Source organism: Nocardia acidivorans NBRC 108247 (assembly GCF_001625085.1).
Taxonomy (GTDB): Bacteria; Actinomycetota; Actinomycetes; order Mycobacteriales; family Mycobacteriaceae; genus Nocardia; species Nocardia acidivorans.
In genome coordinates this window covers 39,641-59,609 of sequence record NZ_BDAW01000015.1, presented here as the reverse complement: position 1 = coordinate 59,609, position 19,969 = coordinate 39,641, and the positions used below count along the sequence as shown (strand labels likewise).

General features: G+C 67.3%; 19 protein-coding genes. 8 read left to right on the top strand and 11 right to left on the bottom strand.

The genetic code is table 11. The annotated features are described in order from the left end of the window. Window positions 1–28: 28 nt before the first annotated feature. Together NA10_RS09700 and galK are read right to left on the bottom strand one after the other, a co-directional pair. On the bottom strand, window positions 29–460 hold the full coding sequence (locus tag NA10_RS09700; RefSeq protein WP_067566274.1) for a group II truncated hemoglobin: 432 nt from the start codon (window positions 458–460) through the stop codon (window positions 29–31). Window positions 461–535: 75 nt separating this feature from the next. Next, on the bottom strand, window positions 536–1,660 hold the full coding sequence (gene galK / locus NA10_RS09695; protein ID WP_067566273.1) for a galactokinase: 1,125 nt from the start codon (window positions 1,658–1,660) through the stop codon (window positions 536–538). A 345-nt stretch (window positions 1,661–2,005) separates the two neighbouring features. Between galK and NA10_RS09690 the strand changes: the two genes are divergently transcribed. Further along, window positions 2,006–3,526 (top strand): GGDEF domain-containing protein, encoded by a 1,521-nt coding sequence (locus NA10_RS09690; protein ID WP_245677117.1) that lies wholly within the window; start codon window positions 2,006–2,008, stop codon window positions 3,524–3,526. A gap of 41 nt (window positions 3,527–3,567) precedes the next feature. Further along, a complete protein-coding gene (locus NA10_RS09685; RefSeq protein ID WP_067566272.1) occupies window positions 3,568–4,017 on the top strand; it encodes a hypothetical protein in 450 nt (149 codons plus the stop codon). On the opposite strand, the gene NA10_RS09680 is transcribed toward NA10_RS09685, so the two are convergent. The 4 genes from NA10_RS09680 to NA10_RS09665 all read right to left on the bottom strand — a co-directional run bounded on the left by NA10_RS09680 (window position 4,014) and on the right by NA10_RS09665 (window position 9,044). After that, on the bottom strand, window positions 4,014–4,784 hold the full coding sequence (locus NA10_RS09680; protein ID WP_067566271.1) for a DUF6319 family protein: 771 nt from the start codon (window positions 4,782–4,784) through the stop codon (window positions 4,014–4,016). The two genes, NA10_RS09685 and NA10_RS09680, sit on opposite strands and share 4 nt — an antisense overlap. 249 nt (window positions 4,785–5,033) lie before the next feature. Further along, window positions 5,034–5,441: a hypothetical protein gene (locus tag NA10_RS09675; RefSeq protein ID WP_067566270.1), complete on the bottom strand. Its 408-nt coding sequence runs from the start codon at window positions 5,439–5,441 to the stop codon at window positions 5,034–5,036. A gap of 269 nt (window positions 5,442–5,710) precedes the next feature. After that, entirely contained in the window at window positions 5,711–8,251 is a 2,541-nt protein-coding gene (locus tag NA10_RS09670; protein WP_067566269.1) for an MFS transporter, read from the bottom strand. A 133-nt stretch (window positions 8,252–8,384) separates the two neighbouring features. Beyond that, entirely contained in the window at window positions 8,385–9,044 is a 660-nt protein-coding gene (locus tag NA10_RS09665) for a phosphate signaling complex PhoU family protein (protein ID WP_067566535.1), read from the bottom strand. A gap of 367 nt (window positions 9,045–9,411) precedes the next feature. Between NA10_RS09665 and NA10_RS37500 the strand changes: the two genes are divergently transcribed. Further along, entirely contained in the window at window positions 9,412–9,987 is a 576-nt protein-coding gene (locus NA10_RS37500; RefSeq protein ID WP_067566268.1) for an AI-2E family transporter, read from the top strand. Further along, window positions 9,975–10,574 (top strand): DUF4126 domain-containing protein, encoded by a 600-nt coding sequence (locus NA10_RS09655; protein WP_067566267.1) that lies wholly within the window; start codon window positions 9,975–9,977, stop codon window positions 10,572–10,574. Before NA10_RS37500 ends, NA10_RS09655 begins: the two co-directional genes overlap by 13 nt. 63 nt (window positions 10,575–10,637) lie before the next feature. On the opposite strand, the gene NA10_RS09650 is transcribed toward NA10_RS09655, so the two are convergent. After that, window positions 10,638–11,513 (bottom strand): DMT family transporter, encoded by an 876-nt coding sequence (locus NA10_RS09650; protein WP_067566532.1) that lies wholly within the window; start codon window positions 11,511–11,513, stop codon window positions 10,638–10,640. Between the two features lie 34 nt (window positions 11,514–11,547). Further along, window positions 11,548–11,904 carry an Imm51 family immunity protein gene (locus NA10_RS09645; RefSeq protein WP_067566266.1) on the bottom strand — a complete coding sequence of 119 codons (357 nt, stop codon included), beginning with the start codon at window positions 11,902–11,904 and terminating at the stop codon, window positions 11,548–11,550. 73 nt (window positions 11,905–11,977) lie between these two features. Between NA10_RS09645 and NA10_RS09640 the strand changes: the two genes are divergently transcribed. Continuing rightward, the gene (locus tag NA10_RS09640; protein WP_067566265.1) at window positions 11,978–13,333 is read left to right on the top strand and encodes a DUF2252 domain-containing protein; all 1,356 of its coding nucleotides are present in this window, start codon (window positions 11,978–11,980) and stop codon (window positions 13,331–13,333) included. Between the two features lie 63 nt (window positions 13,334–13,396). Here the strand turns inward: NA10_RS09640 and NA10_RS09635 are convergent, their stop codons facing one another. Together NA10_RS09635 and NA10_RS09630 are read right to left on the bottom strand one after the other, a co-directional pair. Then, on the bottom strand, window positions 13,397–15,085 hold the full coding sequence (locus NA10_RS09635) for an AfsR/SARP family transcriptional regulator (protein ID WP_067566262.1): 1,689 nt from the start codon (window positions 15,083–15,085) through the stop codon (window positions 13,397–13,399). Between the two features lie 242 nt (window positions 15,086–15,327). Continuing rightward, window positions 15,328–16,110, bottom strand: coding sequence for an SDR family NAD(P)-dependent oxidoreductase (locus tag NA10_RS09630; protein ID WP_067566259.1), 783 nt, complete (start codon window positions 16,108–16,110; stop codon window positions 15,328–15,330). Between the two features lie 95 nt (window positions 16,111–16,205). Here NA10_RS09630 and NA10_RS09625 point away from each other — a divergent pair, with 95 nt between their 5' ends. Together NA10_RS09625 and NA10_RS09620 are read left to right on the top strand one after the other, a co-directional pair. Continuing rightward, complete coding sequence (locus NA10_RS09625) at window positions 16,206–16,841, top strand: TetR family transcriptional regulator (RefSeq protein ID WP_067566257.1); 636 nt, start codon at window positions 16,206–16,208, stop codon at window positions 16,839–16,841. A gap of 102 nt (window positions 16,842–16,943) precedes the next feature. After that, on the top strand, window positions 16,944–17,474 hold the full coding sequence (locus NA10_RS09620) for a GNAT family N-acetyltransferase (RefSeq protein WP_067566254.1): 531 nt from the start codon (window positions 16,944–16,946) through the stop codon (window positions 17,472–17,474). 67 nt (window positions 17,475–17,541) lie between these two features. Here the strand turns inward: NA10_RS09620 and ligA are convergent, their stop codons facing one another. After that, window positions 17,542–19,533 carry an NAD-dependent DNA ligase LigA gene (ligA, locus tag NA10_RS09615; protein WP_067566251.1) on the bottom strand — a complete coding sequence of 664 codons (1,992 nt, stop codon included), beginning with the start codon at window positions 19,531–19,533 and terminating at the stop codon, window positions 17,542–17,544. A gap of 192 nt (window positions 19,534–19,725) precedes the next feature. Here ligA and NA10_RS36580 point away from each other — a divergent pair, with 192 nt between their 5' ends. Further along, window positions 19,726–19,944, top strand: a complete 219-nt coding sequence (locus NA10_RS36580) for a hypothetical protein (RefSeq protein ID WP_157556305.1) — start codon at window positions 19,726–19,728, stop codon at window positions 19,942–19,944. The last annotated feature ends 25 nt before the right edge of the window (window positions 19,945–19,969 follow it).

The window sequence follows — 19,969 nt, the reverse complement described above, 5'->3', positions numbered from 1 at the left end:
CGGCCCGTCGACCACACGTGTTCGTTGATTACCAGGTCCAGTGCGGGACCTCACGTAGTGGATGGAGTTGCTCATCAGTTTCCGCATGCGAGTTCTGCTGTGCGACCTGGGAGCCGAACTCCACATGCCGGCGCACGGCTTCGCGGAACTTCTCATCCGTCGGCATGCCCGCTTCGTCCAGGGCTTCCAGATACGCCTCGACGAAGAGCTGCCGCTGTTCGTCGGTGATCCTCAGACCGCGATGCTGGTCGATGAGGTACGCGAAACCCAGTTCGCGACTGAAACGTCCTGGGCCACCGAAGGATTCGGCGGTGAACCAGGTCAGATGGTCGACGTGGGTGGGCCGGCGTTCGGGGAAGACCTGACTCAGCACGGGGTCCGCCAGCGCCTTGTCGTAGAAGATCTCCTCGAGGCGGTGCAGGGCCTCATCGCCTCCTGCGAATGCGTACAGGCTCTCCATGGGCTCGCTCGTTCCTGGTCTGCGAGTTTGATCTGTCCGGTATTCAGGCTAATCCCGGACCGCCGCGAGCGTGCGCTATTCGATCCGGCGCGCTCCCGCCGCGGGCGTCACCGCGAAGCTCCGCGGCACGGCGAAACGCCTGCGTGCGAAGGCATCTCGCACCGTGCGGACCACACCGTCGGCGCGCCCGGAATCCACCAGCGCGATCATGCTGCCGCCGAAGCCGCCGCCGACCATGCGCGCGCCGTACGCCCCGGCGACCAGCGCGGCCGCCACCGCGGTATCCAACTGCGGTGCGGAGACCTCGAAATCGTCGCGCAGCGAGGCGTGCCCGGCGGACAGCTCCGGACCGATCTGACGCGGATCACCGCCGCCACGCAATTTCTCGGCTACCCGCAGCACCCGGGCGTTCTCCGACACCACATGCCGGGCGCGCCGCCGCAGCACCGGATCGGCGAGCCTGCCCACCTGTCCCGCGGTGGCGTCGCGCAGGAAGGGCACGCCGAGTTCCACGGCGGCGGTGGCACATTCGGCGCGCCGCCGGGCGTACTCACCATCCACCAACCGATGCGAGCTGCCGGTGTCGAAGACCAGCAGACTCAATCCGAAACGCTTCAGGTCGAAGGGGATCTGCTCGTACGCCCGGGTACGCACATCCAGGAACAGCACATGTCCGGCGGTGCACAACATGGCCGCGGATTGATCCAGGATTCCGGTGGGCACGCCCACGTAGACGTTCTCGGCGGTGCGCGCCATATCGATGATCTCGGCGGCGGAGACGCTGGGCGCGAACAGATCCCGCAGTGCGATGGCCACCGCGCAGGACAGCGCCGCCGAGGAGGAGAGCCCCGCGCCCATGGGCAGGTCGCCGTCCAATTCCAGTTCCACACCGGGCAACTCGTGGCCGCGGCGCACGAATTCGCTGATCACGCCGAGCGGATAGTGCGCCCAAGCGGGCAATTCGGACCAGCCGGCGGCGGCCAGCGCGCAGAGCGCGATCTCGACCCCATCGCGGGGGGCCTGGCGCGAGCGCAGCCGCACCGTGCCGTCCGGGCGCACGGCCGCGGTGCAGGTCACCCCCATCGGCAGCGCGAGTGGCAGCACGAAACCGTCGTTGTAATCGGTGTGCTCACCGATGAGATTGACCCGTCCGGGAGCGAGCCAGCGCCCGGCCTTGGATTTCTCGAGGGATCCGGCCACTTCAGCTCCCCTCCGGAGAGTCGTGCGGTACGTCGGGTTCGATCAGCAGGGAGCATAGTGAGTCAAGCGCCCCGCGATCCTGCGGGTTCATCGGACTCCCGTACGCGATGCGACATTTCGTGCCATGATCGATTCGGTTGCCCGGATCTCGACGGCAGCGCCTCTCCCCCGTGGATACTGCCGCCGTCGGCGGGGACCTATGCTCGTACAACACTCGGTTCGTGATCGCCGTGTTCGGGGCCGGTGGATTCGATCGTGATCCACGGTGACACAGGCGATTACAGACCGATTGGCACGGTCTCGAAGAAGCGGATGCACTGGGGACGGAGCGGACAAGGGGGGCTGGTGGGAACAGACGAACAACCGGCCGGTCGTCCCGGTCGACGGTTACGAGTCTGTTGGCGTTCACTGCTGTCCAGCTGCGGGGTGCTGATCCTGGCGCTGCCCCTGGTGGTCGAGAACCGCCTGATGGCGCTGATCACCCTCTACGCCTCGGTCGGCATCGCACTGGTGATGATCGGCGCGGGCGTGCACCGTTTCCGGCCGCGCTCCCCACTGCCCTGGTATCTGCTCTCGGCTTCGGCGGTGCAGTTCACCATCGGCACCACCCTGCGCGAGGTCACCGACTGGCATCGGCATCCCTTCGACGATCTGTTCACCCTCAGCGGTTACTGCTGTATCGGCGCGGCCGCCGTGCTCTGGCTGCGGCCGCGACAGAACAGCACCGATCATGATCTGCTGCTGGACTCCGGTCTGATCGGACTCGGTGCGGCCCTGCTCTCCTGGACCTTCCTGATCTCACCCATTCTGCATCGCGCGCACGGCTTCAATTTCACCACCGCCACCGCGATCACCTATCCGGTGATCGACGCGCTGCTGCTCACCGTGGTGGCGCATTCGGTGGTGACCTCCCCGCGCTCGGAAACGTCACTGCGCCTGGTGTATCTGGCCATGCTGGTCATTCTGGCGGGGGATCTCGGCTACAACCTGGAGACCGCCGGATCGGCCGATCTGGGTCGCCAGATCCTGCTCATGCCACTGCAATTGGCGTACACGTTGATCGGCGCCGCGGCGCTGCACCCCACCATGGTGGTGCTCGGCGGGCCGCGCGATATCCACGCGCACCGCTCCCGGCAGCGCGCCAGCATCATCGCCATCGTGATGATCGTGGCCGCACTGGTGCCGGTGGTCGGCTCCAGCCTGGATCTCATGGACCGCGTGGTGGTCTCCTCGCTCTTCGCCCTACTACTCGCGGGCGTGCTGCTACGCAGCGAACGCGCCATCGAACGCAGCGCCCGCAGCGAACGGCGCGCGCAGTACCAGGCGGACCACGATATGCTCACCGGCCTCCTGAACCGCGCCGCCCTGCTGCGGGCGCTGCATCGTAATCGGGACCGCTGGGGTGATCAGCCGCTGGCACTGCTCTTCATCGATCTCGACGGATTCAAACGGGTCAATGACAATTGGGGGCATGCGGTCGGCGATGAGTTGATCGCCAATGCGGCGGCGCGTATTCGGCGCATAATTCGGCGCGATGACGCGGCCGCGCGTTATGGCGGTGACGAATTCGTGGTGCTCGCCCCGCTCGGCCGTCAGCAGGCGCTGCTGCTCGCCGAGCGACTACTGGCCACCCTCGGCGAACCGTTCGAACTCAGCGCCGCCGAGGTGCGCATCGCGGCCAGTATCGGAATTGCCTGCAGTGGTCCGCGCGGGTCCGATACCACGGTGTATGAGCTTCTGCGCGAGGCTGATTCGGCTATGTACCATGCGAAAGAATATTCGCTGGGGTACGTTTTCCATGCTGATCTCAGGCACGGTCACCCGGAGTCCGGTCCGCGCACGTGGCGCCGGGAGTCCGCGGTCTGACATCGTAATCGCTGTCACCGCACGGATATTCGGGTATTTCAATGAAGCTTTCCGCACATCGGTATCGACTCGTCACCGCGACGGTGACCTGTTCGGCCGCACTCACACTCGGCGCGGCGGGGTTCGCGAACGCGACACCCCTGCAGTTGCAACCGGTACCGGCCGCCGCCGAGAATGCCGCGACCGCACCCGCGGCGGGGGATATCGCCATCGGCTCCGGATCGGCCTCGCTCTCGGCGGATCCGGGCTCGGCCTCTGCGGCGTTGTCCGGCTCGGCCGGAAGCGGTTCGGGCACAGGCAGTTCCAACCCGTATTGGCCGTACACCGGTTCGGGCGCGCCGAACAGCGGCTCGGCGGGTTGGGGCGACCGGATCGGTCGCATGGGCCCGGGCCTCGCGGCCGGGCTGGACAATCTCATGCGGGCGCTGGGATTCCGGCCGGGCAATGTTCCCACTGCCCCGGCGCCGGAACCTCCTGCGGCCGAGGGTTAACCGGCCAGTTCGTCGAGGAGTCGACGGGCATTCTCGAGTTCGGCCTGCAATTGCTCGACCTTGGCACGCTGGGTCAGCCGCACCGCCTCGAGCACACCGTCGACCACCTCGGCGACCTCGGGGTGCAATAGTTTGGCCGCCTGCGAGACGGCCGAGCCGGGTACGGACAGACCCTTGATGGTGCGCTTCTTGCCATTGACCACGTCCAGGGTCCATTCGCCGTCGGCGGTGCCGCTGAGCGTCACCACGACCTCGGGCTCCTTGGGCTTCTTGGCCGCGGCCGCGTTGCGGGCCGGACGTGCGGTGGCGGGTTTGGCGGCGGCCTTGGCGGCCTCCGGCTGCGCCGCCGGCGCGCTGGAATCGGCAGTGTCGGGCGCGGTTTCGGGTTTCGGGACAGGCGGCGTGCTGGGAGCGGTCGGCGGGGTTGCGGCAATGGTCGCGGGCGACGGCATCGTCACGTTGGGGTCCTTCCTGGTTGCCGTTTTCTGTTTCGCACCGGCGGCGGGCTGCTGCCGGGCCGGTTTGGTCAGGGTCACCTCGGTGGGGCCGAACGAAAGCACATCTTTGGAACCGGTCGGCTTGACCTGCAGGAAATCCCCCTCGGACGGATCACCGAGTGAGATCACCTTGCCGGAACGGCCTTCCGGTACACCGACCGCTGCCGCCGTGAACCACACCATCGGCGGACGGCCTGCATCGATCTGCTCGGCAATCTGCCGAATCTCTGTCTCCGACAAGGGCAGTGGCTTGGTGCTACGGGACGACATGGGACTCTCCGGGCGGACGGTTGGACATCAGCGTGCACAGAGCATGCCCCATGGCACCGACAAATCCATATCCGGAGAATTCGTCCCGCCACCGACGCACTGGTCAGTGAACTATGGGCAATTCCGACTCGTGCGGCCCACCGAGCATGGCCGGCGGTCCGATCGTAGGCGCACAACGCCGGACACGCGCAACTTTCCGAGCCCGGGACACCCGCGCATGTGCGGCACGACACTGTTTCACAGTGCGGCTCACAGTTGTTCGATACCGCGCAGCACGCAGCGCACGCTCTCAGGCCGGGTGACCGGATCGAGCGGGGTCTCGGTGGTGAAATCCTGGGTCGCGCCCGGCGCCACGGTCACCTCGGTGCTGGTCCGGTCCAGGACGGTCGACTCCGCGGTCAGGAAGCTGATCACCACCAGGTACCGATGCTCGACCGCGTCCCGGTTACTGACCACCGCGGTGGCCTGCCAGCCCGCCGGGGTGCCCCCGCAGCCGGTGACGAACGCACTGCGCTGCATCTCCGCTCTGGTGTGCGCCGAATCGGCGATGTCGGAGCCGTCCACCGCCGCGGTCGGCGTACCCGCCCGGGCACATCCCGCCAGCACAGCCGCGCATCCACCCAGAACACCGACGAGCCTCAGGTAGGGGGCGATCATGAATCTCCCTTTCCACCGCGCACTTCCATGCAAAATCTCAGCCGGGCCAAATCCCGGCCGCCCCCGCAACTCCGTTGCCGCTAATTAGCCGCGCGCAGAGATTACCGCGACCTGGGCCGCGTGTCGTCACATGACACGTAGGGCGTGTCGCGAAGGTGACACGAAATCAGGTGGCGGCGGCGGTGGCGGTACCGGTTGGCGTGGAACGGTACCGCGAGACCCACGGTCGCGTTATACGGCGGGCCGCTCCGCCGCGCCGCCGATACCCGTCACATCCAATCGCCGGATGCGGCAACGGAATCGACGCGGTCGCGTTCGTAGCCCAGGAGGACGTCGTGGGCGACTTCGCCGTCGACGACCGTGACGCGGCTGAAGACCGGGGGGTAGCCGCGGGCCATGACGGTGTAGCGGCCGTCTGCCAGGTTCGGGACCACGTAGTGGCCGGTGTCGTCGGTGCGGGTGACCGCGATCAGGTCGCCCGCCTCGTCCAGGACGGTGATCTGCGCGTCGGGGACGGCGAGTCCGGCATCGGTGCTCGCCGAGCCCGCCAGTACGGCGCGGGGCAGCACTTCCACGTCGTGGCGCAGCATTCCGGTGTCGGGAACGGTGAGAGTGCTTGCGGCGGGGCGCATCTGGTCTGCCACCGCGACCAGCGTGTACGTTCCCGCCAGCACTCCGCGGCAGACGTACGCGCCCTCGGAGGTGGTGATCGCGGAGGCCACGACATCACCGTAGGAGTCGGTGAGGGTGACGGCGACATCCGCCAGCGGCGCACCGCGACCGGCCGTGCGCACCGTGCCCGAGACCTCGCCCGAACCGATGAGGGCGATATCGAGTTGATGCGGGCGGCGGCCGACCGTGATAGTCACCGCGGCGGGCTGATAACCGTGCGCCGAGACGATCAGCACGTAGCCGCCCGGGCGCGGAGCGCCGATGGCGTACACACCGTCGGGATCGCCCACCGCGCGCGAAACCTGGTGCCCGCGTTGGTCGATCAACGTCAGCACGGCATCGGAGACGGCATTGCCGTCCTCGCGGTGTACACAACCGGAGATGATCAGGCCCGCCGGAGTCACGATCCGGAGCTCGTCCGCCGGCGCGGGCTCGCCTTCGAGTTCGGCCCTCGCCTCGGGCTCCGGCTCCGCCTCAGGCTCCGGCTCCGCCTCGGGCTCGATCGGGAGCGCCGGTTCGGGTTCGGCGGCCATCTCCGCAACCTCCGCCGCCACCGCCGGAACCGGGCTGTCCTGCAGCGGAATCTCTTTCATGAAAACCAGAACGAAGGCGGCCAGCGCCGCGACCGCCGCGGCGACATAGAAGACGCCCGCCATGGAGTCGGTGAAGCCCATCAGGATGGGTACCCGCAGCTCATCGGGGAGTGCGGCGATCCCGGTGGTATTGCTCTGGATTCGACCCAACTGCTCGGCATCGAAACCGGGCGGCAGTTCGCCACCGAACGCGTGCAGGATCCGCTTGGGCAGCAGGTTGAACAGGATGGTCAGGAAGATGGCCACCCCCAGCGTGCCGCCCATCTGGCGGAAGAACGTGGCCGAGGCGGTCGAAACGCCCATATCCGCGCGCGGACCGGCGTTCTGCGCGGCGATGACGAGGGTCTGCATACACCCGCCGAGACCGAAGCCGATGATCCCGCAGTACAGCAGTGGCAACCACAGTGCCGTGTCGTAGTGCACCCGGGCGAAGAGCACCGAGCCGACCGCGATGACGAGTGAGCCCAGCACGGGCAGCGCCTTGTAGCGGCCGGTGAATTTGGTGACCAGTCCGGCCAATTGCGCACCGATCATAATACCGACCACCAGCGGGAGCATGAACAATCCGGCACGGGTCGGCGAATAGCCGCGCACCACTTGGAAATACAGCGGCACCAGCACGATCGCGCCGAACATGGCAACGCCCACAATGAATCCGCCGATGATGGCAATGCTGAAGGTGCCACTTCGGAAGAGTCGCAAAGGAATCAGCGCGGCGTCCCTCATCAGGAATTCGACGATCAGGAAGAGCACGAATCCGGCCGCGGCAATGCCGTAGCAGAGCAGTGCGCGATCCGAGCGCCAGCCCCAATCCCGGCCCTGCTGGGCGATGATGAGCAGCGGCACGGTCGCGGCGGTCAGCGTGATCGCGCCCAGCCAATCGGTGCGAATGCGCTGTCGCGGGAAGGGCACATCCAGGACCTTGGCCACCACCAGCATGGCGAGTACGCCGATGGGGACGTTGACCAGGAAGACCCACCGCCAGCCCTCCAGGCCGAGCAGGTGATCGGCATTGGAGAAGAAGCCGCCCAGTACCGGGCCCAGCACCGTGGCGATACCGAAGACCATCATGAAATAGCCCTGGTAGCGCACCCTTTCGCGGGCCGGGACGATATCGCCGATAATGGTGAAGGCCAGTGACATGAGCCCGCCCGCGCCCACCCCCTGCAGGGCGCGGAAGCCCGCGAGCTGATACATGGTGGTGGCGAAGGTGCAGGCCACCGAGCCGATCACGAAGACTCCGATGGCGATGAGGTAGCAGGGTTTTCGGCCGTAGATATCGGCGAGCTTGCCGTACAGCGGGGTGCTGATGGTGGCGGTGATGAGGTAGGCGGTGGTGGCCCAGGCCTGCTGATCGAAGCCGTGCAGGCTGTTGGCGATGCGCACGATCGCCACGCTGACGATGTTCTGATCGAGGGCGGCAAGAAAGACGCCCAGCAGTAGACCGGACAAAATGGTCATAATCTGCCGGTGTGAGAGTTCCTCTCTCGCACCGGATTCCGCAGCCGCCGGGATAACCCGCGGCTTGGTGATGGTATTCGTCATGTTTGGGGCCCTTGTCGGATTTCGGGTGTCCGTAAAAGTGCGGTGCTACTCGAAAAGACCTCGCCATGAAGCAATTCGGGCAGCGTACCCCTACCGATCCGGCCCCTGACCGGTCACCCCCGCTATGAGGTGGTTATGCCTCCACTTGTGCGTACAGCGGAATTCCGCTGTGGAAGAAGCGAATGAGCTGGCCGATGCGCACCGAGTGATCCACACAGTGCCCGAAGTGATGCGCCATCATGGCGATATCGATGGCCATGGCCGAACCGTGCGGCCAGCCCGCATCGGCGGCGGCCTCGGCGGCCTGCGCGCGCAGCCGGTCCAGGGCGTCATCGCGTGGCACCAGCACCTGATCGCGCGGCGGATTCTGCGCGGCGATGACTCTCACCACGGTGCCCACCAGATCGGTTACCGCCGTGGACATCTCCGTCAGCATCTCGGCGATGGGTTGTACCGCAACCGGTTCCGGATAGCGGCGCACCACCACATCGGCGACCCGGCTGAGCGCACCGGCGATGCCGAGGAGATCGTCGGCTATCTGCATGGCGGTCACCACATGGCGTAGATCCCGGGCCACCGGGGCTTCCAGAGCCAGTAGCAGTACCGACCGGTCCTCACACTTGGCGTGTTCGATCTGCACCTGCTCCTCGAGCGCGAAGACCTCGTAGGCGGCGGTGAGGTCACTGCCCATCAGCGCCACACAGGCGCGCTCGGCCGACTCGTGAGTCAGCCGAGCCATATTCGCCAGCTCATCGGTCAGCGCCATGAGCTCGATGGAGAATTTCGTCCGCACTCGCATATCTTGTCCGCCCGCCCGCACAACTGCACAATATCGCGGCAAAAGCATTCCGCCCGAATGCCTCTCGGTCATGTCATCAGAAAATAACCAACCGACCAGTCGTGTTCATCTGCGAAGTCGCAGCATTGGGTGGACGCCGGTGGGTCGAACCCGGAAAAGCCCTCGGAGTGCCCGAGACTGGCGGGGTGACCGGCCACTCCGCGTCCGTCGAAACCCCACCCCCGGGCAGTCACATGCCCGCCTGGCTCCCCCGCGCCATGGTGCTCGCCTTCGCCCTGTTCGAGCTGGTCAACTGGGCCTCCCACGAGCTGATCGGCATTGCCGTCATCATGACGGTGGCCCCTTCTTCATCTCGCTGGCAATGGAACCCGCGGTCGATGCCATGGCCGCGCGCGGGATCAATCGCGGACTCGCCACGGCGGCGATATTCGTCATCGTCTTCGCCTGCACCATCGGCTTCCTGGTGACCCTCGGCGTTCTCATGGTGGAGACGGTCGGCGGCGTCCTGGACGAATTACCGCGCGTACCGGACGAATTGGCGCTCTGGGTCAATCACACCTTTCACCAGGATTTCACCGTGCATCAACTCAGGGACCGACTCGTCAAGGACTCCGACGTCATCGGCGCCTATGCCGAACGCGCGGCGAACACTGTGTGGGGACTGTCGAATACGGTGCTCGGCGGGTTCGCCAAGATGGTCACCATCGCGCTCTTCAGCGTGTACCTGACCGCCGACGGGCCGAAGCTGCGGCGCTCGCTGTGCTCACCGCTGCCGCCCGCCAAACAAGGTGCGGTACCGCATGCCTGGGATCTGGCCATCGACAAGACGGGCGGATACCGGTACTCGCCGAATCGCCAAGGCCCACCGGCGAGTTCCGGCGAGCCCGGACGAATCACCCCCGCCCTCGGACCGATAATGCAGCTATGGAACTGCTGACCGGGTTCGGACTCGCGACCGCGGCGGGTCTCAACGCCTATATCCCGCTGCTGGCGCTGGGCCTGCTCTCCCGGTTCACCGATCTGGTGACCCTGCCGCACGGCTGGGCCTGGCTCGGCAACGGCTGGGTGATGGCGATCGTGGCGGTACTGCTGCTGATCGAGGTCGTCGCCGATAAGGTTCCCGCGCTGGACAGCGTCAACGACATCGTGCAAACGGCGGTGCGGCCGACCGCGGGCGGCATCGTCTTCGGTTCCGGCACCGCGGCGCAGACCTCGGCGGTGGCCGATCCCGGCGCGTTCGCGCAGTCCGGGCAGTGGGTGCCGGTCGTCATCGGAGTGATTACCGCACTGGCGGTTTCGCTCACCAAGTCGACGGTGCGACCGGTGGCCAATGTGGCCACGGCGGGGGTGGCGGCTCCGGTGCTGTCCACCCTCGAGGACATTGCGAGTGTGGCGCTGGTGTTCCTGGCGATTCTGGTGCCGGTGCTCGCGGCGCTGGCGGTACTCGCGCTGGTATGGGCGGCGGTGCGACTGGTGCGCCGCCGCGGACAGCGCAAGGCCGCCGCGATCGACCGGACCACCTGAGCCCGCGGCACGAAGTCGGTTCAGGCGAGCCGCTGGCCCACCCTCACCACTTCGAGACAGACCCTAGGCGGGCGCGGGTTCGGCCGGCACGGCGCGCGAACGGGCGGTACCCAGAATCGAACCCAGAATGACGAGCGGGAAACCGATGGCCATACCGGCGGTCAGCGGTTCGCCCAGCATGGTGACGCCGATGAGCAGGGCGACCGCCGGATTGATGTAGGTGATGACGGTGGCCCGAGCCGGACCGACCTCACCGATCAGCGCGAAGAAGACCACGAAGGCCAATGCCGTGCACACCAGCCCCAGACCGACCACCGACCAGGTGGCATCGGCCGGGAAATGGGACGGCCTGCGCCACACCGCGAATGGCAGATATAGGACCGCGGCGAAGACCAGCGAGGCGGTGACCACGCCGATCGGCGGTAGCTCGGTGAGTTTGCGATCGATGATGATCGGGCCGAAGGCGTAGCCCACCGCGCTCACCGCGATGGCGGCCAGCGCGCCCAGATCCGAGACATCGATATCCAGCCCGACCAGGGCCGCCACACCGGCCAGGCCGATCATCAGACCGGTGATGCGGCGCGCGTCCAACCGCTCATGGCCGAGCCTGGTCACCACGACCACGGCGATCAGCGGCACGGCCGCCAGCAGCAGCCCGACGGTGGAACTGGTCAGGGTGGTCTCGGCGGTGCCGATCAACAACCAGGGACCGGTGATCTCCACGACCGTGTAAACCAGCACCCATTTCCACTGCCGTAGCGCGGGCAGGAAAACCTTGGTGTACAGGGCAATCGGCAGCAGGACCAGCGCACCCAGGGCGGTGCGCCCGAAAGCCACCACCACCGGATCGAAATCGCCCACCGCGACCCGGATCATGGCGTACGGGATGCCCCAGATCACGCCCATCGCGAGAAACAGCACCCAACCGCGCTTACTCATCGCGCACCACCCGTCCACATACCGTCACACCCTGTCAGTCGAACCATTCCGGGTCGCCACCCGCGAGGAATTCCGCGAGCACCGTCCGCTCCCGGAAAGCCTCCTGGAGCAATAGGCCCAACCGCCGCAGTGCCTGCGCATCTTCCCCGTACGCGACAAAAGTTCCAGCCTCCGGATCCAGACCGAATTTGCCGTCCAACTCGGGGGCGCGCAATGCCACCGCGGACCGCGCGACACCGGCCCAGCCGTAGCCACCGCCCTCGTATCCGGCCGCGGTGAACAGCTCCCGCACCTCGACCATGCGATGGTCCGAGAGCATGAGGCAGTAGTTGCCCGGCTTGCGATCGTATTCGAAGAACACCAGCGGGTCGAAGGTCGCGCGATCGGTCATAACCGCGAACCTAGCCTGCGACACCGACAATTCGATATGCCCACGGACGCCGTGTGCGCACTAGAGTCCCTGCATGTCGACTTCCGAGCGCGCGGACAGTGCCGAGACCTCGACCGCCGAGGCGGGGCGGGCCGCCCGTAAACAGGTGACGCGCACCGCGCTCGGGGTGTGGGAGCCGGGGCCCGATCGGGCCGATCCCATCGACATTCTGGAGCGGCAGGCCGCCACCCGGGTGCCGGAGCTGGTGCGAATCCGGTACGCGCGCATGGCCGCCGGGCAGTTCCCGTTCTATCGCGGCGCACCCGCCATCATGGCGGCCGATCTCGCCGCCGGACCCGATACCGGGCTGACCGTACAACTCTGCGGGGATGCGCACCTGTCGAATTTCGGGCTGTTCGCCTCACCCGAGCGGGCGCTCGTCTTCGATCTCAACGATTTCGACGAGACCCTGCCCGGTCCGTTCGAATGGGATGTGAAGCGGCTCGCCGCCAGCGTCGCCGTCGCCGCCCGCGCCAATGGCTGCGACGATGCCGAGGCCGGCGCCGCGGCCCGGGAATCGGCGACCGCGTATCGAGAGGCCATGGCGCACCTGGCGACTCTGGGCGAGACCGAGGTCTGGTACGAGATGGTCAATGCCGAGGAGGCCGCGGCGGTGCTGCGCCCACAGGACCGCAAGCCCGTCGAGAAGGCCATCAACAAGGCCAAATCCCGCACCAGCCTGCACGCCCTGGACAAACTCACCGAACCCGGCCCGGACGGTGTCCCGCGCATCAAACCCGATCCCCCGCTGGTGCTGCCCATATCGAAAATCGAAGAGGCGGACCTGGATTCGGTGCTCACCGACTATCGCGCCAGCCTGCCCGAGGAGCGCCGCGTACTGCTAGACCGCTACCAGCTGCGGGATATGGCCATGAAGGTGGTCGGCGTCGGCAGCGTCGGCACCCGCTGCTTCATCGCCCTGCTCACCGGCCGCGCCCATGCCGATCCACTCTTCCTCCAGGTGAAGCAGGCCGAGACCTCGGTGCTCGCGGATCACCTGCACGCCAGCGTATTCCGGCATCAGGGCCACCGCGTGGTGCACGGTCAACGCCTCACCCAGGCTGCCGGTGACATCTTCCTGGGCTGGGCCACCGGCCCCGACGGCCGCTTCTACTACTGGCGGCAACTGCGAGATATGAAGGGCACCATCACCATCGACGATATGAACCCGGAACAGCTACGCAAATACGCCAACCTGTGCGGCCGCACCCTGGCCCGCGGCCACGCCCGCTCCGGCGATCGCGTCGCCATCGCCGCTTACCTCGGCAGCAATGACGTATTCGACCGCGCCATAGCAGATTTCGCCCTCGCCTACGCGGATCAAACCGCCGCGGACCACACCGCCCTGCGCACCGCCATCGATCTCGGCCGCATCGACGCGGCCACCTGAGCGGCGAGAGCGCGTCCGCACTCCGCCGGGCGGGTACACCGCGCCCGTCTCGGAGCGCCGGAATCACGCGGGCAGGGCCGCGCGGGTAGTGCTGGGCATGAGGTGTTTGGCGAAGAGACGGTGGATTTCGAGCATGACGTACCGCGGCGAGCCGCCGTCCTGTTCGATGAGCGTCACCAGATGCGCATCGTGCAGTTCGGCCAGTGCCGCCGCCGGGTCCGCCACGCCGCTGACCGCGACGGTGGTGAAGTGTTCGCGCGGTGACAGGGTCGCGCCGAGATGACGCAGGACCCGGGTGGCGGCGGGGCTCAGGCGGCCCACCATCATTGCCACGCCATCGCGGATATCCACTGTGCCATAGGCGAATTCCGCTAGGCGGCGCTGCTCCTCGGACATTCGGCCGAGTTGCTGGGTAATGGTCCAGTGCGGGCGGGCGGCCAACCGGGATCCGACCGCGTGCAGGGCCAGTGGGATACCGGAGCAGCAGCGCACCAGCGCGGTGGTCGCCCACTCCTCGGCGCGCACCCGCTCCGCGCCGAGCAGGGCGCTGAGCATCTCCATACTCTCGGACATGGCCAGCTCGCGCAGTACGATCTTGCGAATTCCCTTGTCGTCCAGGGAGATACGGCTGGTAATCAAGACCGCGCAATTCGCGCCGACGGTGAGCAGCGGAGCCAGCTGGGCCTGCGAGGCTGCGTCGTCGAGCACGATCAGCACGCGCCGATCAGCGAGTTCGGCCCGGTAGCGCGCCGCGCGGCCGGGCAGGTCGCGCGGGTGCAGGGCGGCGGGCACACCGAGGGCCGAAAGCAGATGTCCGAGGACCGCGAAGGGTTCGGCGGGTGTCGGGGCCGAGCCGTGCAATTCGACCCGGAGCACACCATCGGGGAAGTGCTCGGACACACTCCCGGCCACGCGAACGGCCAAGGCGGACTTACCGATTCCCGGACTGCCGGTGATCAGCACGGGGCGCACCCCGGAACCCTCGGTGAGCGCCTGCCGCAGGCGCTCGATCTCGCCCGCCCGACCGCGGAAACCTCGCGGGTCCGGCGACTCGGCGACCGGCTGCTCCCCCGGTGGATCCGATGCGCCCGGAATCGGGTCCGGTTCGACCGCCGAGGCCGCCGATACCTGCTCCGCCGCAACGGTTTCCGGTGCGGACTCGCTCGCGAGCAGTTGGGCGTGCAGTTCGCGCAGGCGCGGACCGGGATCCACGCCGAGTTCGGTGGCGAGGGTGCGGCGCAGCCGGTCGTAGTGCGCGAGCGCCTCCGCATCCCGATTGTCCAGGTGGTAGGCGCGCAGCAGGCGCTCGTGCAGATCCTCGGCCAGCGGATGTTCCAGCAGTGCCTTGCGCAGATCGGCCGCCACCGGTTTCGGATTGCCGCGCCGCAGTTCGGCATCGGCCCATTCGGCGATGGCCTCGTGCCGGAGCTGGCGCAGGCTGTCCCGGAACCGCCGGACCCAATCGCTGTCCAGCCCGGCCAGCGGTTCACCGCGCCACAGGCTCAGCGCCCGGCTCAGGGTTTCGGCACGGGCCGGATCATCGGGCGACAGGGCGCGGGCGCGCTCGACCAGATCCCGGAAGACCGAGAGATCGACCGTGCCGCGCGGAACCTCGATCCGGTAGCTGCCGTGTATGCGGCGAATCTCGGGCGGTGCACCGGTATGCGCGGTGGCCGTGCGCAGAATGCGGCGCAGCCTGGTCATATAGGTGTAGACCGAATTTCGGATGGTCTCCGGCGGCGCGTCCCACACCCGCCACCAGCGTATCGGTCGAGATGGACTGTTCCGGTTCGGCGAGCAGCGCGGCAACGATCCCGCGCTGTTTGGACGGCCCCAGATCCACCGTCCGCCCGTCCACCACCAATTCGACGGAGCCCAGCAACCTGAATTCGATCATATCCTCCGCCGTGACCCTGCACACCCGTGGTGACCTGCAAAAACCAACAGCGCCAATACTATTGGGCGACACGAAACGGTCAAGCGGTCAGCGCGAATCAGGTGTGGGCGGCGCCGTCGATGCGGATTTCGGTACCGCTGATGAAGCGGCCGTCATCGGAGATGAGCATGGCGATGACGCCCGCGACATTCTCCGGACTCGCCAACTCCGCCGGATTGTCCTGCGGCACAATGGCGATCAGGCGGCCCAGGAACGACCAGTCGGAGTCCTGCGGCAGGTAGCCGGGGGTGGCGTCGGTGATACCGGACTTGATGCCGCCGGGCGCGACGCTCACCGCGCGCAAGCCCCGCTTGCCGTATTCCAGGGCCAGGGTATGGGTGAAGGATTGGATGCCGCCCTTGCTCGCGGAGTAGGCGGCCATATAGGGATGCGCGAAGTTCGCGGAGGTGGAGCTGAAGTTCACGACATTGCTGCTCGGGTTCGCCAGCAGGGCGGGCAGCGCCTCGCGGGTCACCAGGAAGGTGCCGGTGAGGTTGATATTGATGATCTGATTCCACAGATCCAGGGAGGTCTCGTGGGTGTGCGCGGCGCGCAGGATGCCCGCGGCGTTGACCAGTCCGTCCAGCCCGCCGAGGGTTTCGACTGCGCTCTTGACGCCCGCGATGACCTCGGCCTCGTGGCCGATATTCATTTCCAGGGTGGTCAGGCGGGTATCGGCGCCCGCTTCGGCGGCGTGCTTGCGGGTGAGCGCGAGTCCTTCGGCGTTCACATCCGCGCCGACGACGGCCGCGCCCTCGGACAGCAGGCGCAGCACGGTGGCCTGGCCGATACCCGAGCCCGCGCCGGTTACCAGAATGCGGCGCTGTTCGAGACGGTTCATGGAGCTCTCCTGATCAATGGGATCGTTTCTGACACGATATGCCATAAATGACACGGCGCGCCATTAAGTGTTTCCTGAGTGGGTAGAGTGCGGCTGTGACCGGCGAGCGAATCCGTACCACCCCCACCCCGGGCCGTCCGGCGCTCAGCGAGACCAGACGCGCGGCCACCCGCCGCGAAGTGGCCATGGTCGCGGCGCATCTGTTCGCCGAGAATGGTTACACCGCAACGACTGTCGAGGACATCGCGGCCGCGGCGGGCATGGGGCTGCGCACCTTCTACCGGTACTTTCCCGGAAAGGAGGACGTGGTCGCGCCGCTGCTGTCGATCGGTGCGCGGGCCTGGGCCGATGAACTCGCCGCGTGCCCGCCGGAATTGCCGCTGCGCGAGGCGATCGGGCGTTCCTATCGCACCGCCACGGCCGCGGCGCTCGCCGAGGAGGGAATCGCCGAGACGCTACTGCGACCGCTGTTGCATGCCGCGACCGAACTCCCCGCCCTGCGCGCGACCTGGCTGCGGGTGCAGCAGGACTGCGAAATCCAGCTCATCCCCATTATCGCGGCCCGCACCGGCCGCTCCCCCGACGATCTGGAGGTGGCGATCGTGGCCGCCATGGCGAATACCGCTGTGCGCCTTGCCATCGAGCGCTGGGCGGCGGGCGATCTGCCCGGCTCCGCCGCCGATGCGGTCGACACCTGCCTGGCGCATCTCACCGAGCAGAGTCTGTTGTAGGCAAGATCCTTTGCCGCCCGAGGGTTCTCACCCTCTGCGCGATGTCCGCGCAGGTGAAAATGGTTTGCCGACGTGAACGTTGCTTGGGTAGCGTCGCCGTCCGTGACCCCGACTCTGCGCACCGAGCGGTTGCTCCTGGAGCCGTACGTTCCCGAGGACGAAGAAGACTTCGTTGCGCTGTTCCAGGACACCAGGGTGACGCGGTGGATGGGCGACGGGCCCGCTTCCGAAGCTGCGGACCGGGCCCTGTTCGGGCGGATCTTCACGAACGTCTATGCCCGGGACCTGTTCGATGTCTGGGCAGTTCGTCGCGACGGACTCCTGGTCGGGCATGCCGAGATCAAGCCGACCGACGCCGTCGGAGGCCACGAGATCATCTACGCTCTGGTGCCGACGGCCTGGGGGGTCGGTCTGGGAACCGAACTGGCCGAGGCAATCGTCGCCTATGGCTTCGACGCGCTGGGACTGACCGAGGTGTATGCCACCGTGGCCGCACCGAACAAGGCGTCACTGACCCTGCTGGACCGCATCGGTTTCGAGCGCGTCCGAGATATCGAAGAAGAGGACGGCGGCACCACTCGCGTATTGGTACGTCGTCCGACTGCGAGCGATACGTCACCCCTCGCCCAATAGGTGAGCGATCCACTGCCGCTACACCTCCCGCCCCACGCCGGGTCTGCCGACGATGCGAGCCGAGCCGCTAGACGACCTTGGCTTCGATCAGCAAATTCCAGATCTCGCCCTGATCGACGACCTCGACGCCGAGCTTCTCGGCCTTGGCCAGCTTGCTGTCGCCGACGCCCGCGCCGGTGATGAGCATGTCGGTATTGGCCGAGACCGAGGAGGCCGCCGTCGCGCCCGCCTGTTCGCAGAGGCGCTGAAACGTTGGGCGAGCGACCTTTTCGCCGGAGCGCGGATCACTGATCGCACCGGTGATGACCACCGTCTTACCCGCCAGCGGCGCCCCTGCGGCGATCACCGGGGGCAGGTCCTCCGCGCGCACATCCAGGGAAACCCCTGCCGCGCGCAACTTCTCGAGCTCCGGGCGCAGCCGGGTGAGATGAGCGACCAGGGAGGCGGCGACCTTCGGACCGATATCCTCCACCGCCAGCAGGCGTTCCTCGCCCGCGTCGGCGACCTCCTCGAGCGAGCCGAAACCGGCGCGGGCCAGACGGGCTGCGGTGCCGTCGGAGGCCATCGGAATGGCCAGGCCGATGAGCGCGCGGCGCAGGCCGACCTGACGGCTGGCATCGATCGATTCGATCATGCGCCCGGCCGAGACCTCACCGACCCGATCGAATTCGAGCAGTTGTTCCTTGGTCAGGGCGTAGAAGTCGGACGGGCTCTCCAGGATGCCCGCCTCGGCCAGGCGCTCGATCCACACCCCGCCGATGGCATCGATGTCCGCGGCCGCGCGCGAGGCCCAGTGGATGAGCCTGCGTACCGTCTGCGCGGGGCAGGACACGTTGGTGCAGAACAGTTCTCGGCTGTTGCCCTGTTCGGTGACCGGCTGTCCGCAGGACGGGCAGACCGTCGGCGCGAGGATCTCGATCTCCTGGCCCGTGCGCTTGGAGGCGTCGAGAACGCCCGCCACGAACGGGATCACATCGCCCGCGCGGCGCACCAGCACGGTATCGCCGACCTTGATATCGCGGGCGCGGATCACCTCCTGATTGGCGAGCGTGGCCTTGGTGACGGTGGTGCCGCCCACGAAGACCGGCTCCAGCCAGGCGACCGGGACGATCTTGCCGGTTTTGCCGACATCCCAGATCACCTCGCGCAGCAGCGTGGTCTTCTCCTCGGCGGCGAACTTGTAGGCCAGCGCGCCGCGCGGGGAGTTCGAGCGCGTCCCCGCCGCGGCGTACGCCTCCCGATCGGCCAGCCGCAGCACGGCGCCGTCCAGGTCGTAGTCGAGATCATTGCGGCCCTGCTCGATCGCCGTGATCGCCGCCTGTGCCTGCTCGGCATCGGCGCAGTGCCGCATCCGCGCTCCCGCGATCCCGAGCGCGAGCAGCCCCTCCTCCAGATCCATCGCGGTCTCGCCCGCTGCGATATCCAGATCGAATCCGAAGAACCGCAACCGCCTTTCGGCGACCGTGGCCGGATCCTTCGCCCGCAGCGTGCCCGCCGCCGCATTGCGGGGATTGATCAGCGGCTTGTCCGGATGCGCCGTGTTGTAGGCGACGAAGGTCGACCGCAGCATCACCGCCTCGCCGCGCACCTCCACCCGCCCCGGCACCTCGATCCGCTCCGGAATGCCGTCCACGAGCGCCCGCACCAGCATGGTCACGTCATCACCGGTGGTGCCGTCACCCCGGGTCACCGCCCGCGCCAGTCGGCCCTCCTCGAACACCAGCGCCAGCGACAACCCGTCCAGCTTGGGCATCACCACCACCGACTGCCCCGGAAACCGGCTGAAGAACGCCTCGACCTGCTCGGGCTTGGTCGCCTTCTCCAGCGAGAGCATCGGCCGCGAATGCCGAATCGGCGCATGCAGAATCGCGGGTGCCCCCACCTGATCCAAGGGATTGGGTTCGGGCGTGAGCTCCGGATGCGCCGCGATCAACGCCCGCAGCTCATCCTCCACCACGTCGTACTCCGCGTCCGCGACCAGCGGCGACCCCCGATAGTAGGCATCGCGCAACTCCACGACCCGGCCCGCCAGCTCCTGAATACGTTCCCCAATTTCCACACCCGGGACGCTACCCAACCGCACCGACACCCGCGCACGACAACACCCGCATCGCCACCGGCTCGGAGAGACCGGTGTCAGCGCGGCAAGATGACGATGGTCGACGGACCGCCGCCACGTCATCAGGGCACCGGCCCAAGCGTGGAACGACCCCGAGGCGTGGACCCTGCACACCTTGACGCGGATCGCCCTGTGATCGAACGCGTGTATCGGTTGGTTCGCTATCGCTACAGCTCATCGATGATGGCCGCGCAATCGGCGGTGATGGGTTCGCGCTCGAGTTCGTCGGTCAGCCATTTTCTTCACCTTCGCTGCGGCGCCTTCCAATCGGCTGCCAAAGCCGCACGATTTCCAGACCAGGTGGCAACGACATGCAGGGGCATTGTCGAATTCGCCCCTGCCGTACCGTGACCGGCGATACCGGCGGAAGCGCCGA

Bases quoted from the DNA above. Each gene is read 5' to 3' on its own strand.
- NA10_RS09700 (WP_067566274.1), bottom strand. From the start codon at position 460: ATGGAGAGCCTGTACGCATTCGCAGGAGGCGATGAGGCCCTGCACCGC.
- NA10_RS09685 (WP_067566272.1), top strand. From the start codon at position 3,568: ATGAAGCTTTCCGCACATCGGTATCGACTCGTCACCGCGACGGTGACC.
- NA10_RS09680 (WP_067566271.1), bottom strand. From the start codon at position 4,784: ATGTCGTCCCGTAGCACCAAGCCACTGCCCTTGTCGGAGACAGAGATT.
- NA10_RS09675 (WP_067566270.1), bottom strand. From the start codon at position 5,441: ATGATCGCCCCCTACCTGAGGCTCGTCGGTGTTCTGGGTGGATGCGCG.
- NA10_RS09670 (WP_067566269.1), bottom strand. From the start codon at position 8,251: ATGACGAATACCATCACCAAGCCGCGGGTTATCCCGGCGGCTGCGGAA.
- NA10_RS37500 (WP_067566268.1), top strand. From the start codon at position 9,412: ATGGAACCCGCGGTCGATGCCATGGCCGCGCGCGGGATCAATCGCGGA.
- NA10_RS09655 (WP_067566267.1), top strand. From the start codon at position 9,975: ATGGAACTGCTGACCGGGTTCGGACTCGCGACCGCGGCGGGTCTCAAC.
- NA10_RS09650 (WP_067566532.1), bottom strand. From the start codon at position 11,513: ATGAGTAAGCGCGGTTGGGTGCTGTTTCTCGCGATGGGCGTGATCTGG.
- NA10_RS09645 (WP_067566266.1), bottom strand. From the start codon at position 11,904: ATGACCGATCGCGCGACCTTCGACCCGCTGGTGTTCTTCGAATACGAT.
- NA10_RS09640 (WP_067566265.1), top strand. From the start codon at position 11,978: ATGTCGACTTCCGAGCGCGCGGACAGTGCCGAGACCTCGACCGCCGAG.
- NA10_RS09630 (WP_067566259.1), bottom strand. From the start codon at position 16,110: ATGAACCGTCTCGAACAGCGCCGCATTCTGGTAACCGGCGCGGGCTCG.